Genomic DNA, 16,785 nt, shown 5'->3' with positions numbered 1-16,785 from the left:
AAATTATGTTTGTAGTTGATTCGCATTGCCACCTTGATTGCCTAGATTATGAAAAATTACATACCAGTGTTGATGATGTTATTGCAAAGGCATCAGCGCGTGACGTTAACTTTATGCTGGCTGTAGCAACCACATTAAATGGTTTTGAAAGCATGAAGAAGTTAATTGGGGAGCGCTCTAATATTGCTTTTTCTTGCGGCATGCACCCATTAAATTTAGATGAAGGGCATGATTTCTTGCGTTTAGCTGAATTAGCGAAAGGTGCAGAAGTGGTTGCTTTAGGTGAAACAGGCTTAGATTATTATTATCAAAAAGAGAATGCGGAACTTCAGCGTGAATCATTTCGTCAACATATTCGTGTTGGTCGAGCAGTCAATAAACCTGTCATTGTGCACACTCGAGATGCAAGAGAAGATACATTAAATATTTTACGAGAAGAACAGGTTGCCGATTGTGGCGGCGTTTTGCATTGTTTTACTGAAGATAAAGAAACGGCCATTAAATTGCTTGATATGGGAATGTATATCTCATTTTCAGGGATTGTGACTTTCCGCAATGCTGAACAAATCCGCGAAGCTGCAAGAGTGGTTCCACTTGATCGCATTTTAGTTGAAACAGACTCACCTTATTTAGCCCCTGTTCCACATCGCGGAAAGGAAAATCAACCAGCGTATGTGCGTGATGTCGCAGAATATATGGCTGTACTAAAAGGTATTAGTCCAGAAGAAATGGCTCATATTACAACCGAGAACTTTAATCGCCTATTTCATTTAAATGTAGGTGAAAATCAAGCATAGTTATTTTGAATAATTACTGTTGTGTTATTGTTCGTTGTGAAAATATTATTGATTGAATTAGTTTATTAACTGAAAAGAACAACCATAAAACTTATTATTCTTTTTATGAAAGGAATTTGAAATGGCAGAAGAAACAATTTTTAGTAAAATCATCCGACGTGAAATTCCTTCTGATATTGTGTATCAGGATGAGCTAGTCACTGCATTTCGTGATATTTCACCACAAGCGCCTTCCCACATATTAATTATTCCTAATAAACTGATCCCAACGGTGAATGATATTACCGAAGATGATGAAAAAATCTTAGGGCGTCTGTTTACTGTTGCTGCAAAAATTGCTGAGCAGGAAGGTATTGCGCAAAGTGGCTATCGGTTGATTATGAATTGCAATGAAGATTCTGGCCAAGAAGTATTCCATATCCATATGCATCTTGTGGGTGGACGTCCTTTAGGTCCATTGTTAGCAAAATAACGCCTAAACTACATAAGTGCTCAGTGGCATCATTTTTATGCTGAGCGCACGCGTTAAAAATTATTGCAAAGCAACTTGTCATCACGTTGATAATGCTGATTTAAACGTAATAATTGGTGGTCAATCCACAATAATACCGGAAAGCTCAATAACGTAATTGAGCGGCAACAGTTTAGTATTGTTGGTTATGTTTGATTGACCTCTTTTTACTGCATAAGGTTGGAGAAAATAATGAAGCGGATTTTATTTGTTGCGGCAGCGACAATGTTATTAGCAGGCTGTCCCTCTTTTTATCATGAAGAGCCTAAAACTCCACCGCCTATTATTCCTGTAGAACCATCCGAGCCGGAGCAGCCAACAACACCGCCACCAATAGATGTTGTTCCAACACCACCGAAACAAAAAACCATCAATTGGGCATCAGCTATGACACCTTTGGTGAATCAAATGGTTAGTACCAATGGTGTAGAAAATGGTAAGGTGCTCTTAGTTGATTCAGCTAAGAATAATACCAATGGCGCATTTTCAATCCAGAATGCAACCTCAGCAATTATAAATGCAGTTGATAACAGCCATTACTTTAATGTTGTTCCGCAAGATGTTGTTAGTGCAGCACGTCGTACATTAGGTTTATCGCAAGATGATAGTTTGGTGACACGAAGTAAAGCAATTGGCTTAGGTCGTTATGTGCAAGCTGACTATGTATTATATAGCGTGATTTCCGGCAGCAATGAACAACGTGATATTGAAATGCAACTCATGTCAGTACAAAGTGGTGAAATTCTCTGGTCAGGGAAAAATGATATTGAGCAGTAATTACAATAAATCTGCCCAGCTTATTGATTACCAATCATTATTTTATCTAACACAAGATAAGTGCGCTTCTTTATTATCATTATTGGGGCGTACTTTTTCTGAAGTTTCTCCCCACCAATGGGAAATCACACCTTTAAATGGACTTTCTGGTGGAACTTATCACCTGAAATCATCTTTTTTGCATGTGATTGCGCGTATTTCTAGTAAAGCTCAGACCTCATTATTTGTTGATAGGCGCAAAGAAATGCGTGTATTACAACAATTAAGACATTTTGGTCATGCGCCAAAAGCTTTAGCTAGAAATGCGCATTGGTTGCTATTGTCTTGGTGTAAAGGTGAACATCCTAGCGAAGAAAGATTTTACACTTCCCAATTTCAATCTTCATTAGCAGACGTTGTTGCTAAGTTACATACTCAACCGTTGTTAAGTTATTCCCTTCCACTTAGAAATGAAATTATTCATTACGGGCGCTTAATTGATAAAAAACGCTATTCTCCTCAATGGCATAAATTGCATGGTTTTTTTCTCGCGGCAAAAATGCCTAATATTCTGAAATTAGCCCCAGCTCACATGGATATACATCGGGGAAATATTTTAATTGATGAAAAATCACAATTAATTTTATTAGATTGGGAATATGCGGCGAATACAGATATTGCGCTTTCATTGGAAACCTATTTTCAAGCTAATCAGTTAAATAAAATGCAACGCCAGTTTTTCTTATCGGATTATTGCGACAAACATAATGCATATTCAAATCGCCAAAAATTAGCTCATCACTGTAATTTATGGGAGCCTTGGGTGAAATACATGATGTTAATGTGGTATGAAGTGCAATGGAATCAAAGCAAGAAAGACGTTTTTTTGTTACACTCTAAGCCATTAAGGCAATATTTTTGTTTACCAATATAGCGAATTAAATTGCATCATTTTGGTATTGCATAGCGCAAAGAGTGTGAAGCATAACATTGAGCATGAGTTCGTTGAATAAGTGAGGCATATATGGGTCCTATAATGCTAGATGTCCAGGGATATGAACTGGATAATGAAGAGCGTGAAATATTGGCGCATCCATTAGTGGGCGGATTAATTTTATTCACTCGCAATTTTCATGATGCTGCACAGTTAAGAGAATTAGTTCGTCAAATTCGAGATGCTTCTCGTCATCGTTTATTGATAGCGGTTGACCAAGAAGGCGGGCGTGTTCAACGTTTTCGTGATGGTTTTACTTCTTTACCTTCCGCACAAGCATTTGCTGCATTGAATGAACAATATGAAGGTGCAAAGTTAGCGGAAGAAGCAGGGTGGTTAATGGCAGCTGAAATGATTGCCATGGATATTGATATCAGTTTTGCTCCCGTGCTTGATCTTGGTCATCAGAGTATTGCGATTGGTGAACGTTCATTCCATGAAGATCCTGAGATTGCTATGATAATGGCAGAACGTTTTATCAAAGGAATGCGCAGTGCCGGAATGAAAACAACAGGTAAACATTTCCCTGGCCATGGTGCAGTAAAAGCTGATTCACATAAAGAAACACCACATGATGATCGTCCTCTTGATACCATTCGCAAACAAGATATGGCTATTTTTAGAGATTTCATTCAGCGCGAATTATTAGATGCTGTGATGCCTGCACATGTCATTTATACGCAAGCTGATGATCGTCCTGCTAGTGGCTCACCTTATTGGCTAAAATCAATTTTAAGAGAACAGCTTGGATTTAATGGCGTTATTTTCTCTGATGATTTATCAATGGAAGGTGCTGCAATTATGGGAAGTTACCCAGAACGCGCGGAAGCATCTTTGAATGCAGGTTGTGATATGTTATTGATCTGCAATAATCGTGAAGGTGCAGTGAGTGTTTTAGATTATTTACCAAGGCAGCAAGCTGCGGTTGTTTCAACCTTATATCACAGTGGCCGTCAATATAGTTTAAATGAGTTACAAGCCGTAAAACGCTGGCAGGAAAGCCACCGTGATCTCATTGAACTGCACCAAAAATGGTTAGAAAGAGTGTAATGACTTTCTCTTTCTAATAATGGGGATGTATGCTTGTGCTCTCTTAAAGGGTGATAGGGCAAGTTTACATCCCATACTAAATTACGCATAAATTAATCCATTCTTGAAGTCGCTAATACACTTACCTTTAATTATTTATCCTGCTTTCTTTTATTAAATTTTTGGATAAACAATCGACATATCGAACATATTTTGGTTGTAATAATTCTCATTATCAAATGAATTGGAAATTTATCTAATAATTGATTAATATCAATTTAACATGTGCTGACACGTTTCTCATTAGAGGAGAATTAGCCCAATATATGATCGCTGTCATAGTAATCAGTCGATTTATATTGTAGCAATATTTGGTATGACCAAATGACCAAGCATGATATTCTCAGCATCCTTTTAGGGGAATTGATGGCTATTAATGTTATTTAAGTTTTTTATCTTAAAAAATATTTATATAACATTAATATATTTTGCAAGAGGGATTCATGGCCTTTTCACAACCCAAAATTGTTATCGTAGGTGGCGGTGCTGGTGGATTAGAGCTAGCTACACGATTAGGACGTAAGCTCGGGCGCAAGAAACGTGCTGAAATCACATTAGTCGACCGTAATGCTAGCCATCTTTGGAAGCCATTGCTGCATGAAGTTGCAACAGGATCGTTAGACGATGGTGTTGATGCATTAAGTTATCTTGCTCATGCGCGTCATAATGCATTTAACTTCCAAATGGGAACGTTGACTCAGATTGACCGCGAAAATAAAAAAATTGTTTTAGGCGAGCTGCGTGACCAAAATGCAGAGTTGTTGGTTCCTGAACGTGAAATTGACTATGACATCTTAGTGATGGCATTGGGAAGTACATCAAATGATTTTGGAACACCGGGCGTTAAAGAACACTGCATTTTCTTAGATAATCCTCAACAAGCGCATCGTTTCCATGATGAAATGCTCAACTTATTCTTACGTTATTCTGTCCGCGATAATGCAGAAGAGAAAGTGAATATCGCCATTGTTGGCGCGGGTGCAACAGGTGTTGAGTTATCTGCTGAGCTGTATAATGCTGTAGAACAACTGACAAGCTATGGATTTAAAGGGTTAGATAACGATGCACTTAATGTCACGCTTGTTGAAGCAGGAGAGCGTATTTTACCTGCATTGCCTGTCAGAATTTCGAGTGCTGCTCATCAAGAATTGAATAAATTAGGTGTTAAAGTCTTAACCAAAACTATGGTGACAAGTGCGGATGATCAAGGCTTGAATACCAAAGAGGGTGAAAAAATTCGCGCGGATCTGATGGTCTGGGCCGCAGGGATTAAAGCACCTGACTTCATGAAAGATATTGCTGGATTAGAAACAAATAGAATTAATCAGTTAGTTGTGAAACCAACATTACAAACAACTCGAGACGATACTATTTTCGCTATTGGCGACTGTGCATCTTGTGAAAAGCCTGAAGGCGGGTTTGTACCACCAAGAGCTCAATCTGCACATCAGATGGCAAGTTGTTGTTATGATAATATTTTAGCAATGATGAAAGATAAGCCTTTGAAAAATTATGTGTATAAAGATCATGGTTCATTAGTTTCATTATCACGTTTTAGTACAGTTGGTAGTTTGATGGGAAATCTAATGCGTGGTGATATGATGGTTGAAGGCCGTATTGCGCGTTTTGTCTATATTTCTCTGTATCGTATGCACCAAATTGCATTACATGGTTATATTAAAACGGGTTTGATGATGTTAGTTGGCAGCATCAACCGGATTATTCGACCAAAACTGAAATTACATTAATTTTCAGTACATCTGGTAAGATGAAAATCCTCACTTGAATAGATTAGAGTGAGGGTTTTTGTTATCATATTTATATAACTGATTGATTTTCTATTCAAAAGATAAAACTTCACCTGCATTGAAATCATTAGCATTGAGATAACTGCGACCAAGTACACCTGTACAATGGCAACCATAAACGCGCGTTTTAGGTTCAATGGCATTTTTAGCGCTTTTTAGCGCAGATAATGAAGCTGCTCGAAGATGCAATCCGCCAACAATCGCTTGTATATGATACTGCCCAGTAATTTTGCGCGCATGAGCAATGATTGATTCTATGCCTGAGTGGCTACATCCCGTAATAATGACTAAACCATTTTTACCTTTCCAGACCAGAAAACTGTCATCTAAAACGTAATCATCTGTTTGATTATTACCGTCATCAATGACGCCATAACGTTTATTCACCTTTCTTTCGGTTATTTCACCTGAATAGATAAAGGAGCGACTAATAGGGTATGGCTCTGCTGTAAAATGAAAATTAAATTGTTTATGAAGCTCTAATTGCTCAAAATTTGGGTTCAGCTGTTTGAGTTTAATGGCCTTGGAACCTAAAAATAGAGCTGAATAACGATAAGAAAATAGATGTGGATGGGCAATAACAGTAGGTGGAGAAGAAAAAAATGGTTTTGGTATTTGGGTAAGTCCACCAAAATGGTCGTAATGGCCGTGTGAAATTACAATAAGATCTACTGTTGTTAAATCAATGTGTAATTTCTGTGCATTGGCAAGAAAAGCAATATCTTTACCTGTATCAAATAAAATTTTCGAGTGATTATCTTCAAGTAATAGAGACAATCCAGAGTAATGGATTAAACCATTTATTCTGGCTTTATTTTCAAGTAGCGCTGTAATTTTCAACATAATGTAGATCTTAATATTTATTATTGAATAAAATATAGAAGGATTGAGTCTAATAAAATGAGAGAAAAAAAATGTTATATGAATGATAAGCTAATAATAAAAGCTAAAGATAGTATAATCATTTAAATGTTAAATAGACACTAAACGTGTAAGAAATATTGATAGCAATCAACTTATAAGATAAAAATATATCTGATAGCCTTGATATAGTCACCAAACAAGCCAAGATGATTTTTCATACAGTTGTTTTTGATTAAGAAAACTCTAAAACTTACTGTTGAATCGAGAGTAATCATCGTAATATTAAATAGAATCGATACAATGAGTTTATCTCTCTCATCACCTTTAATCAAAGGAAGTCAATGAAGCTAACATATAAATTATTATTAGCCGCGATGGCTATTTTCCTTGTGATTATTACCGCTATTATGTTAATTCACCCTGATGAAAGTAAACAAGCAACCGTTATTTCAATGGAACCAATAAGATCACATCGTCTTATTGAGTATGAAACTTGTTCAGCTATTGATGTATTAAATGGATTCAATCAAGAGTATTTGTCTCGTTATCACCCAGCACAAAATGAATGCAAAATGGTATTTGTGATACAAACGCTACAAAAAAGGTCAATCCCCACTTTGTTAGATCGCGAGTATAGAAAGTGTGTTATAACCCAAAAGGCAGAGCAGGTTATTGTAGGTTATGATGTGGTGTACCGCATTGGTAACACCATTGGCAAAGTAAGAATGGCATATAATCCTGGACTATTTATTCCCCTTGATAAAAATGGCCGTTTAGATTTAACCAAATCGAGTAATCAAATTTGTGAAAAAGCACGTAATGATTCAGATGCATTAATTCCATTTTATTGTCTTGAAGATAATGATTTTCAACTCAATATGCCGAGAAATGCACTCAGTATTCACACAACAAAAAACACTTATGGCTACTACGAATAATTAATATAATTTATATTTAAATATATGAAATTATAAATAGGAATATAATAAGTATTGAAATCAAACTATTCTATAATTATAAAAAACTTTATATTTCACATAAAATTCTACAATAAAAACTTTAGAGATAATTATTTTTATTAATAACAAATTATTAATATGTCTAATTATTTATATGTATTAAATGAACATTTCATGAATTAAATATTTTAATTATTAAGTTAATTGTATTAATGTTCCAATTACCTTTATCCCAATCACTTTATTTATCAGTGATTGGGATTATTTTTCTCTTAAATATATTATTAGCATTCTTGAATAAAATTATACAAAAGAATGCGGTATATTATTTAATCATCATTAGTGAGATTATCAGCAAAATCACTTAACAGCTGTTTTATAAAATCTATACGCGTTACTCTTTCACTTAAATCAGTGATAAATTTTAATTTTACAGGGCCATCAAGACGGAATGTTTTTGGTTGATTTTGCAACAAACTAATTAAAAAATGAGGAGAGACTTTGTTGTGTTCACCAAATTCAATGAAACCGCCTTGTTCATGTGCTTCAATACGCTTAATACCCAATTTTTCGGCTTGTAACCTAATTGCCGCACTTGCAAGTAAAAACTTACCTGCATCGGGTAATGTACCAAATCGGTCGATAAGCTCTGTTCGTAATTCATTTAGCTCATCGTTATCTTGTGCGCTAGCAATTCTCTTATAGAATGATAAACGGATATTAACATCATGAATATAATCATCAGGTAGCAGCACTGGCATACGCAGTTCTACTTCGGTTTGTTGATTAATAAGATCTTCTAAGGAAGGTTCTCTGCCTTCTTTCAATGCATCAACCGCGCTTTCTAGCAGCTCCATGTAGAGTGTGAATCCCACAGTTGTCATCTGCCCACTCTGATCTTCTCCGAGAAGCTCCCCAGCACCGCGAATTTCAAGGTCATGGGTCGCCAAAGCAAAACCAGCCCCAAGGTCTTCGAGTGAAGATATCGCTTCTAATCGCTTATGAGCATCAGTTGTCATCGCTTTTGGATGCGGGGTCAACAAATAGGCATAAGCTTGATGGTGAGAACGACCAACACGACCGCGCAATTGATGTAATTGTGCAAGCCCAAAATGATCAGCGCGTTCAATGATGATTGTATTTGCGGTAGGAATATCAATACCTGTTTCAATGATGGTTGTACAAATTAATACATTGAATCGTTGATGGTGGAAGTCTGTCATTACGCGTTCAAGTTCGCGTTCACGCATTTGCCCATGCCCGACCACAAAACGTGCTTCGGGGACTAATTCTTCAAGGCGTTTTTTGGCTTTTTCAATATTCTCGACATCATTGTATAAATAATAGACTTGGCCGCCGCGTAAGGTTTCACGCAAAATAGCCTCACGTACCACTAAATCATCATATTGACGGACAAATGTTTTTACAGCTAAACGACGAGCGGGTGGCGTTGCAATAATTGAGAGATCACGCATACCACTCATTGCCATATTCAGTGTTCGTGGAATTGGTGTGGCGGTTAAAGTCAGGATATCTACATTGGCACGCATTGCCTTAATGCGCTCTTTATGGCGCACACCAAAGCGATGCTCTTCATCGACGACCAGTAACCCTAAATCATGCCAAACAATATCGCTTTGTAATAATTTATGGGTGCCAATCAGAATATCAACTTTTCCTTCGGCGGTTTCTTCAATAATTTGTTGCTGCTCTTTAGCTGTTTTGAATCGCGATAACATCTCAATTCTGACAGGCCAATTAGCAAATCGGTCACGGAAATTATCAAAATGTTGTTGTGCTAAAAGTGTGGTAGGAACCAGAACAGCAACTTGCTTATGGTTGTTAATAGCTAAGAAAGCCGCGCGCATGGCGACTTCCGTTTTACCAAACCCAACATCACCACAAACTAATCTGTCCATTGCGATAGGTTGGCACATGTCACTAAGTACTGCATTAATTGCTATTTCTTGATCAGGTGTTGTTTCAAAAGGAAAACCATGGCAAAACTCTTGATATTGCTCTTTGTCATGTTTGAAAGCAAACCCAGGTTTAACGGCGCGTTGAGCATAAATATCTAAAAGTTCAGCCGCAACATCACGTACTTTTTCTGCCGCTTTTTGGCGAGCACGACTCCAACTATCACTTCCTAAACGATGAAGAGGGGCATTCTCATCTGCACCGCCAGAATAACGGCTGATTAAATGTAAGGATGAAACGGGAACATAGAGTTTATCATTGCCTGCATAAGTGAGGATCAAATATTCCGCCGTGATCCCACCCGCTTCAAGCGTGGTTAAACCTTGATAACGGCCAACTCCATGTTCAATGTGTACAACAGGTTGACCTGGGCGCAATTCTGCTAAGTTACGGATGAGTGTGTCAGTATTGATTGCACGGCGATGGTCGGTGCGCCTGCGAACAACACGTTCACCAAGCAAATCACTTTCACATATTAATGCACGATGTTTATCAGATTGAATAAAACCATGTTCAGCAGCACCAATAATAATTGAAAAACGTTCAGTGATTGGACTGGAATAATATGGAATTATTTCAGGACGAATTTTTAGGCGAGCCAATAATTCGCAAACAGTTTCTCGTCGACCTTCACTTTCTACAGAAAAGGTAATTTCTCCATCAAATTGTTCAGTAAATTGACGCAGTTTTTCAAGTGGCTGTTTATGTTGTGCTTGAGTACTAATATCTGGCAGTGGTAAGTAATCTAAATTCGTATTTGCCGCTTTTTCAGGAAGTTTTTCTGTCGAAAGCTCAACGCGAGGCCACTGTTTTAAAGATTGATTAAGTTGTTCTACAGTTAGCCATAAGTCAGATGGCGGCAGAAGTGGGCGCATTGGGTCAACACCACGGCTTTCATAGCGCTGTTGAGTATCTGCTTGGAAGCGTTCTGCTGCTTTTTGATATTGTTGAGAAATGAATAGTGTATTTTTAGGCAAATAATCAAATAATGAAGGCAAAGGTTGACTGAAAAAGAGTGGTTGCCAATATTCAATCCCTGTTGGCAGAGTATGCTTGCTAACTTGTTGATAAATATGTTCTGGATCTCGGCGAACTTCAAAGCGTTCACGCCATTGGCTACGAAAGCGTTCTATCGCATCTTTATCCGTTGGGAACTCATGAGCGGGTAATAAATTGATGCTACTGACTTCTTCAAGCGTACGCTGTGTATCAACATCAAAAGTGCGTAAGCTATCAATTTCGTCATCAAAAAAATCAATACGATAAGGCAAAGCGCTGCCCATTGGAAAAAGATCTAATAATGCGCCTCGCGTTGCATATTCACCATGCTCCAATACTTGCTCAACATGGCGATAACCCGCTTTATCTAACTCATCACGCAAGGCATCTCTTGATAATTTATCACCTTTCGCCATCACCAAAGCATGACTGGTTAAAAAATCAATAGGGCAGACTTTTTGCATCAATGTATTAACAGGGAGAATTAAAACCCCTTTTTGCATTGTAGGTAAGCGATAGAGCGTGGACAAACGATGAGAAATAATTTCTTGATGAGGTGAAAAGCTGTCGTAAGGTAATGTTTCCCAATCTGAGAGCGTTTCTATTGGTAATTGAGTAAATTGTCGAATTTCATCTCGTAAGCGTAATGCATTTTGCATATCGTGAGTGATCACAACAACAGGCCCTTGATGACGTTCTATCATCTCTCCACATTCTAGTGCTGCGGCGGCGCCTATCAAACATCCTAGATGGCGGACATCACCTTTGCGTGTTGGGAGTTCGTAACGAAATTTTGAAGACATAAAAATATTTAGTTTCTCACTACATTAAGGTTGAATAGCCTGTCATTCTTCGAGTTGAGTCGTTGTTGGCTATATTTATTCACGTGGTAACATGAACAGCAATATTTTTCTAGCTATCTTTGCGCTATGCTGACAGGTCACTCCAAGTATTTTTAGGTCTATTTGTCTGAATGTTCGGCAAATAGAGCAAGCTAATCAAGCTAATTAAGAAAAAAAGCGTAAAACAGGCGTTGAATGGTTCCATTCATCATTCGTACCCTTTATTATCGCTGAACACTTTGCTTTGGCAACAGGGGCGTTACTGATTTCATGCATCAATCTGTCTCATTATTTATAGGTCTACGTTATATGCGTGGACGAGCAGCCGACAAATTTGGTCGTTTTGTATCCAGCTTATCTGCTATTGGTATTACATTAGGCGTCGCTGCTTTAATCACGGTCACATCAGTAATGAATGGTTTTGAACGTTCATTACAAGATAGCATACTCACTTACATGCCTCAGGCTGTTTTGACATCATCTTCTGGCCATATTGATCCACAAGCTTATCCTATTTCAAGTTTACAAAACTTAGAAGGTGTCAAGGAAGCTGTGCCAATTGTGCAATCAGATGTTGTCCTGCAAAGTCGCTCTAATGTTGGGGTGGGGATGATGCTTGGCATTAACTCAGATGAACGCTCACCCCTTCTGGATAATTTAGTTGAGGGAACACGTGATGATCTCACAGCGGGGAATTACCATGTCTTTTTGGGTGAAAAATTAGCTAGAAACCTTGGGCTTAAGCGAGGCGATGAAGTTCGTTTAATTATTCCTGGTGTGAGCCAACTTACCCCAATGGGACGAATACCTAGCCAGCGTTTATTTACGGTAGCCGGAATTTTCCAAACAAATGGTGAGGCAGATGCGAGTGAATTGATTGTTGCTAAAGATGATGCAGCTCGCATGATGCGTTATCCACAAGGCCATGTTACGGGCTGGCGGCTATTTCTTAATGAACCATTAAAAGTTGACCAATTAAGTCTGCAAAAATTACCTGATGGATTAATTTGGACAGATTGGCGTGAGCGGAAAGGGGAGTTTTTCCAAGCCGTTAAAATGGAAAAAAACATGATGGGGTTGCTGCTGAGTTTAATCATTGCAGTTGCAGCCTTTAATATTATTACTTCGCTCTCATTATTAGTGATGGAAAAGCAATCTGAAGTGGCTATTTTAAAAACATTAGGACTTAAACGTGCGCGTATTTTAGCCATATTTATGATCCAAGGTGCGGGGGCGGGTATTATTGGCACGTTAATTGGCACAATCTTAGGTGTTTTAATCTCCAGTCAATTAAATACGTTAATGCCGCTTTTTGGCATGCTACCTAAAGGTGTTCACTTACCGATCATTCTTGATTTTTCAGGCATTTTTGTTATTGCAATTTCTGCTATGCTTATTTCTCTGCTTGCGACGCTTTACCCTTCTTGGCGTGCAGCGGCAGTACAACCTGCTGAGGCTTTACGATATGAATAAACAACCACTTCTTGTTTGTGAACATTTGAGCAAAAAATATCATGAAGGAACATTATCAGCAGAAGTGTTAAAAGATGTCTGTTTTTCCATGAATGAAAGTGAAATGATGGCAATTGTTGGCAGTTCTGGTTCGGGGAAAAGTACATTATTACATCTACTTGGCGGACTTGATACACCTACAGAGGGTGAGGTTATTTTTCGTGGCCAGCACATCAATCGACTTTCATCAGATGCGCGTGCAGATATTCGTAATAAAGATCTTGGTTTTATTTATCAATTCCATCATTTATTACCCGATTTTACAGCATTAGAAAATGTCGCGATGCCATTACTGATTGGTAGCATGAATAAAACAGAAGCTTTTGATCGTGCAACAAAGTTGTTGGATGCGGTAGGGCTTGCTCATCGTGCTTCTCACCGTCCATCTGAGCTATCGGGGGGGGAGCGCCAACGTGTTGCAATTGCCCGTGCATTGGTAAATGAACCCGCATTAGTGCTCGCTGATGAACCTACCGGAAATTTAGATTTGCGGAATGCAGATGCAATTTTTGAATTATTAGGTGAGTTGAATCGCCAGCAAGGTACAGCATTTTTGGTCGTTACTCATGATATGAAATTGGCTAATCGTTTATCTCGCCAATTAGAGATGCGCGATGGTCATCTTCAGCAAGAAGTCACGCTGGGGGCGTTATAATGTCAAAATTGCCATTGGCCTTATTGACAGCATTGCGTTTTAGTCGTGGCCGCCGCCGTACAGGTATGGTTTCTTTAGTTTCTATTGTTTCAACATTAGGGATTGTCCTTGGTGTCGCTGTTTTGATTATTGGCTTAAGTGCAATGAATGGTTTTGAACGCGAACTTAAAGACCGCGTGCTTTCCGTTGTTGCTCATGGGCAAATTGATGCAGTGAAAACCCCCTACCAAGATTGGGATCATGCTTATGACGCGATTAAAAATACAGCTGGTGTCAGTGGAGCAAGCCCCTATATTCGCTTTACGGGCTTATTAGAACGTGGTGCAAATCTAAAAGCAATCCAAGTTATGGGCGTTTCACCAGAGACGGAATCTGACGTTAGTGCATTACCTGAATTTGTACTGAATGATGCGTGGAAACATTTTCAAGCAGGTAAACAATCCATTATTCTAGGGCAAGGTGTTGCGGATGCGTTAAATGTCAAAGTTGGGGATTGGCTGACTATTATGATCCCAAATGCTGATGATAGTTTGAAAATCCAACAGCCTAAGCGCATTCGTGTCCAAGTAGCGGGGATTTTCCGGTTAAGTGGTTTACTCGACCATCAATTAGCGTTAGTGCCCTTATCAGATGCGCAAGAGTATTTGGGTTATGGAAACGGGATCACGGGTTTTGAAATTAAGGCGAATAACCCTTTTGATGCTGAAAAAGTGATTTATGATGCAGGGATAAAAACAATGCATTATGTCACTATCAAAAGTTGGATGAGTGATTATGGTTATATGTACAATGATATTCAAATGGTTAGAGGTATCATGTACTTAGCTATGGTTCTGGTTATTGGGGTTGCTTGTTTTAACATTGTCTCTACTTTAGTCATGGCAGTGAAAGATAAAAGCAGTGATATTGCTGTGTTAAGAACATTAGGTGCAAAAGATCGGCAAATTAGAGCGATTTTCTTGTGGTATGGGCTATTAAGTGGGCTGATTGGCTCAATTATCGGGGCAGTATTAGGTGTGATCATATCATTAAATCTGACGACAATAATTAAAGGCTTAGAATGTATTCTAGGTCATCCTATTTTGTCGGGTGATGTTTATTTTATAGATTTTCTGCCATCTCAATTGCATCTAATGGATATTGTGTATGTTTTGTTGACGACAATTATTTTAAGTTTAGTCGCGAGTTGGTATCCAGCACGTCGTGCAAGCAAATTAGATCCGGCGCGTATTCTGAGCGGGCAGTAAAAATAGTCAATAGAAAGGCGGTAGCTTTTACCGCCTTAACGCAATCCGGTTTATTTCTTTTTCTTCATAATCGATTGGTCTAAATAACCCATCACAAAAGCAGAAAGCACAAACGTTAGATGAATAATGACATACCACATCAGTTTGTTATCAGGCACGTTTTGCGAGTTCATAAAAATCTTTAATAGGTGAATTGAAGAAATAGCCACAATGGAAGCGGCGACTTTATTCTTCAACGATGTTGCATCCATTTTGCCAAGCCAACCTAACTTCTCGACATGTTCAGGCACATTGAGTTGTGAGACGAAATTCTCATAGCCTGAAAACATAACCATGACCAATAAACCACCGACTAATGCCATATCAATTAGAGATAACAGAATCAATATGAGATCGGCTTCTGGGATTGAAAAAATATTCGGGATAATGTGAAACAGCTCTTGAAAGAATTTAATCGTGAGCGCTAAAAGTGTGAGTGAAAGTCCAAGATAGATAGGAGCAAGTAACCAGCGTGATGCATACATTGCTCTTTCAAAGAATTTTTCCATATAAACCTTTTTGATTGATGAAAAGTAATCCTGCTTTTTGTCTATTTTAGCTGTTCTTAATTTGCAGCGCGACCATCATTTGCAGGATTTTAGGTAGGTTATCGCTAAAAATGGCTTAATTAACAAAGTGAAGGTCAGATTAACTTAAATTTAAAGATTTTTATTTACTATTACAATTCTCATTGTTTTCTATTACTCTATACTTAATAACCACATTATGTTTGAGTAGTCATTGATTATTTAATAAACATGCATTCCTAGAAGGAAATAGGCTGATGTTGCATTTTCGTCATCGATTAAAAAAATTCAAAAAAATTAAAATGTTACGTCGTCAACGAGCTCGCAACCTGTCTTTTTATAGAGAGAGCCGAATAACTAATATGAAAAAAATAAAAGTTGTTGTCTTAACCGGTGCAGGCATTTCAGCAGAATCAGGTATTAGAACATTTCGATCTTCTGATGGATTATGGGAAGAACATCGTGTTGAGGATGTCGCAACACCAGAAGGCTTTGCGCGTGATCCACGATTAGTTCAACGGTTTTATAATGAAAGGCGTAAACAGCTTCAACAAGATAATATCAAGCCTAATGCGGCACATTTTGCCTTAGCACAACTAGAAGATGTGCTGGGGGATGATTTTTTATTAGTGACGCAAAATATTGATAATTTACATGAGCGGGCAGGAAGCAAACGTATTATTCATATGCATGGTGAATTATTAAAGGTGCGTTGTAGTTGGTCACAGCAAGTTGTAGAGTGGAAAGGCGATCTCAGTGTTGATGAGCGTTGCCACTGTTGCCAATTCCCGCAACCTCTAAGGCCGCACATTGTTTGGTTCGGTGAAATGCCTTTTGGCATGGATCATATTTATCAATCACTTGAAGAAGCAACGATTTTTATTGCCATTGGGACTTCAGGACATGTTTATCCGGCAGCAGGTTTTGTTCACGAAGCTAAATTACATGGCGCACATACTGTCGAGCTTAATTTAGAACCAAGCCAAGTTGAAAGTGAATTTGATGAGAAACATTACGGGTTAGCAAGCCAAATTGTTGTCGAATATATTAATAATTTAATTTATGAATTGAATAATAGCCAAAGTGAATAACGAAATACTGAATGTCATCATTAATTAAATAAGAACACGAATTGAATACAATGATATTTTTTGTTTAGTGAATTATGTTGAATTGCGCTCAGTGTTTTTTCGTCATGAGCGCAATAAT

General features: G+C 38.0%; 14 protein-coding genes. 11 read left to right on the top strand and 3 right to left on the bottom strand.

The features are described 5' to 3' along the window. Window positions 1–5: 5 nt before the first annotated feature. The 6 genes from OO7_RS10525 (at window position 6) to OO7_RS10500 (ending at window position 5,895) form a co-directional block, all read left to right on the top strand. Window positions 6–797 carry a metal-dependent hydrolase gene (locus OO7_RS10525; protein WP_008915938.1) on the top strand — a complete coding sequence of 264 codons (792 nt, stop codon included), beginning with the start codon at window positions 6–8 and terminating at the stop codon, window positions 795–797. A 121-nt stretch (window positions 798–918) separates the two neighbouring features. After that, a complete protein-coding gene (gene hinT, locus OO7_RS10520) occupies window positions 919–1,269 on the top strand; it encodes a purine nucleoside phosphoramidase (RefSeq protein WP_008915937.1) in 351 nt (116 codons plus the stop codon). A gap of 231 nt (window positions 1,270–1,500) precedes the next feature. Further along, complete coding sequence (gene lpoB / locus OO7_RS10515; RefSeq protein WP_008915936.1) at window positions 1,501–2,085, top strand: penicillin-binding protein activator LpoB; 585 nt, start codon at window positions 1,501–1,503, stop codon at window positions 2,083–2,085. Further along, complete coding sequence (locus OO7_RS10510; RefSeq protein ID WP_236620643.1) at window positions 2,075–2,998, top strand: phosphotransferase; 924 nt, start codon at window positions 2,075–2,077, stop codon at window positions 2,996–2,998. Before lpoB ends, OO7_RS10510 begins: the two co-directional genes overlap by 11 nt. Before the next feature lie 90 nt (window positions 2,999–3,088). Further along, window positions 3,089–4,108: a beta-N-acetylhexosaminidase gene (gene nagZ / locus OO7_RS10505; RefSeq protein ID WP_008915934.1), complete on the top strand. Its 1,020-nt coding sequence runs from the start codon at window positions 3,089–3,091 to the stop codon at window positions 4,106–4,108. 482 nt (window positions 4,109–4,590) lie between these two features. Next, the gene (locus OO7_RS10500; protein ID WP_008915933.1) at window positions 4,591–5,895 is read left to right on the top strand and encodes an NAD(P)/FAD-dependent oxidoreductase; all 1,305 of its coding nucleotides are present in this window, start codon (window positions 4,591–4,593) and stop codon (window positions 5,893–5,895) included. Between the two features lie 90 nt (window positions 5,896–5,985). On the opposite strand, the gene OO7_RS10495 is transcribed toward OO7_RS10500, so the two are convergent. After that, entirely contained in the window at window positions 5,986–6,798 is an 813-nt protein-coding gene (locus OO7_RS10495) for an MBL fold metallo-hydrolase (protein WP_008915932.1), read from the bottom strand. 362 nt (window positions 6,799–7,160) lie between these two features. Here OO7_RS10495 and umoD point away from each other — a divergent pair, with 362 nt between their 5' ends. After that, complete coding sequence (gene umoD / locus OO7_RS10490; RefSeq protein ID WP_008915931.1) at window positions 7,161–7,757, top strand: UmoD family flagellar biogenesis regulator; 597 nt, start codon at window positions 7,161–7,163, stop codon at window positions 7,755–7,757. 350 nt (window positions 7,758–8,107) lie between these two features. On the opposite strand, the gene mfd is transcribed toward umoD, so the two are convergent. After that, window positions 8,108–11,557, bottom strand: a complete 3,450-nt coding sequence (gene mfd / locus OO7_RS10485; protein ID WP_008915930.1) for a transcription-repair coupling factor — start codon at window positions 11,555–11,557, stop codon at window positions 8,108–8,110. A gap of 309 nt (window positions 11,558–11,866) precedes the next feature. On the opposite strand from mfd, the gene lolC reads away from it, so the two are divergent. The 3 genes from lolC to lolE are packed head-to-tail and all read left to right on the top strand — an operon-like array spanning window position 11,867 to window position 15,010. Beyond that, a complete protein-coding gene (lolC, locus tag OO7_RS10480; protein ID WP_008915929.1) occupies window positions 11,867–13,069 on the top strand; it encodes a lipoprotein-releasing ABC transporter permease subunit LolC in 1,203 nt (400 codons plus the stop codon). After that, window positions 13,062–13,763, top strand: coding sequence for a lipoprotein-releasing ABC transporter ATP-binding protein LolD (gene lolD / locus OO7_RS10475; RefSeq protein ID WP_008915928.1), 702 nt, complete (start codon window positions 13,062–13,064; stop codon window positions 13,761–13,763). Before lolC ends, lolD begins: the two co-directional genes overlap by 8 nt. Next, window positions 13,763–15,010: a lipoprotein-releasing ABC transporter permease subunit LolE gene (gene lolE, locus OO7_RS10470; protein WP_008915927.1), complete on the top strand. Its 1,248-nt coding sequence runs from the start codon at window positions 13,763–13,765 to the stop codon at window positions 15,008–15,010. The genes lolD and lolE overlap by 1 nt, the downstream gene beginning before the upstream one ends. Before the next feature lie 50 nt (window positions 15,011–15,060). Here lolE and OO7_RS10465 read toward each other — a convergent pair whose 3' ends face one another. Beyond that, complete coding sequence (locus tag OO7_RS10465; protein WP_008915926.1) at window positions 15,061–15,558, bottom strand: TIGR00645 family protein; 498 nt, start codon at window positions 15,556–15,558, stop codon at window positions 15,061–15,063. Between the two features lie 278 nt (window positions 15,559–15,836). Here OO7_RS10465 and cobB point away from each other — a divergent pair, with 278 nt between their 5' ends. Beyond that, the gene (gene cobB / locus OO7_RS10460; RefSeq protein WP_156823173.1) at window positions 15,837–16,667 is read left to right on the top strand and encodes a Sir2 family NAD+-dependent deacetylase; all 831 of its coding nucleotides are present in this window, start codon (window positions 15,837–15,839) and stop codon (window positions 16,665–16,667) included. Window positions 16,668–16,785 lie beyond the last annotated feature (118 nt).

The organism is Providencia sneebia DSM 19967 (genome assembly GCF_000314895.2).
GTDB classification, from domain to species: domain Bacteria; phylum Pseudomonadota; class Gammaproteobacteria; order Enterobacterales; family Enterobacteriaceae; genus Providencia; species Providencia sneebia.
This window is presented reverse-complemented; position numbering and strand designations above follow the sequence as displayed.

Bases quoted from the DNA above. Each gene is read 5' to 3' on its own strand.
- OO7_RS10495 (WP_008915932.1), bottom strand. From the start codon at position 6,798: ATGTTGAAAATTACAGCGCTACTTGAAAATAAAGCCAGAATAAATGGT.
- nagZ (WP_008915934.1), top strand. From the start codon at position 3,089: ATGGGTCCTATAATGCTAGATGTCCAGGGATATGAACTGGATAATGAA.
- lolD (WP_008915928.1), top strand. From the start codon at position 13,062: ATGAATAAACAACCACTTCTTGTTTGTGAACATTTGAGCAAAAAATAT.
- hinT (WP_008915937.1), top strand. From the start codon at position 919: ATGGCAGAAGAAACAATTTTTAGTAAAATCATCCGACGTGAAATTCCT.
- umoD (WP_008915931.1), top strand. From the start codon at position 7,161: ATGAAGCTAACATATAAATTATTATTAGCCGCGATGGCTATTTTCCTT.
- OO7_RS10525 (WP_008915938.1), top strand. From the start codon at position 6: ATGTTTGTAGTTGATTCGCATTGCCACCTTGATTGCCTAGATTATGAA.
- OO7_RS10500 (WP_008915933.1), top strand. From the start codon at position 4,591: ATGGCCTTTTCACAACCCAAAATTGTTATCGTAGGTGGCGGTGCTGGT.
- mfd (WP_008915930.1), bottom strand. From the start codon at position 11,557: ATGTCTTCAAAATTTCGTTACGAACTCCCAACACGCAAAGGTGATGTC.
- lolE (WP_008915927.1), top strand. From the start codon at position 13,763: ATGTCAAAATTGCCATTGGCCTTATTGACAGCATTGCGTTTTAGTCGT.
- OO7_RS10465 (WP_008915926.1), bottom strand. From the start codon at position 15,558: ATGGAAAAATTCTTTGAAAGAGCAATGTATGCATCACGCTGGTTACTT.
- lolC (WP_008915929.1), top strand. From the start codon at position 11,867: ATGCATCAATCTGTCTCATTATTTATAGGTCTACGTTATATGCGTGGA.
- lpoB (WP_008915936.1), top strand. From the start codon at position 1,501: ATGAAGCGGATTTTATTTGTTGCGGCAGCGACAATGTTATTAGCAGGC.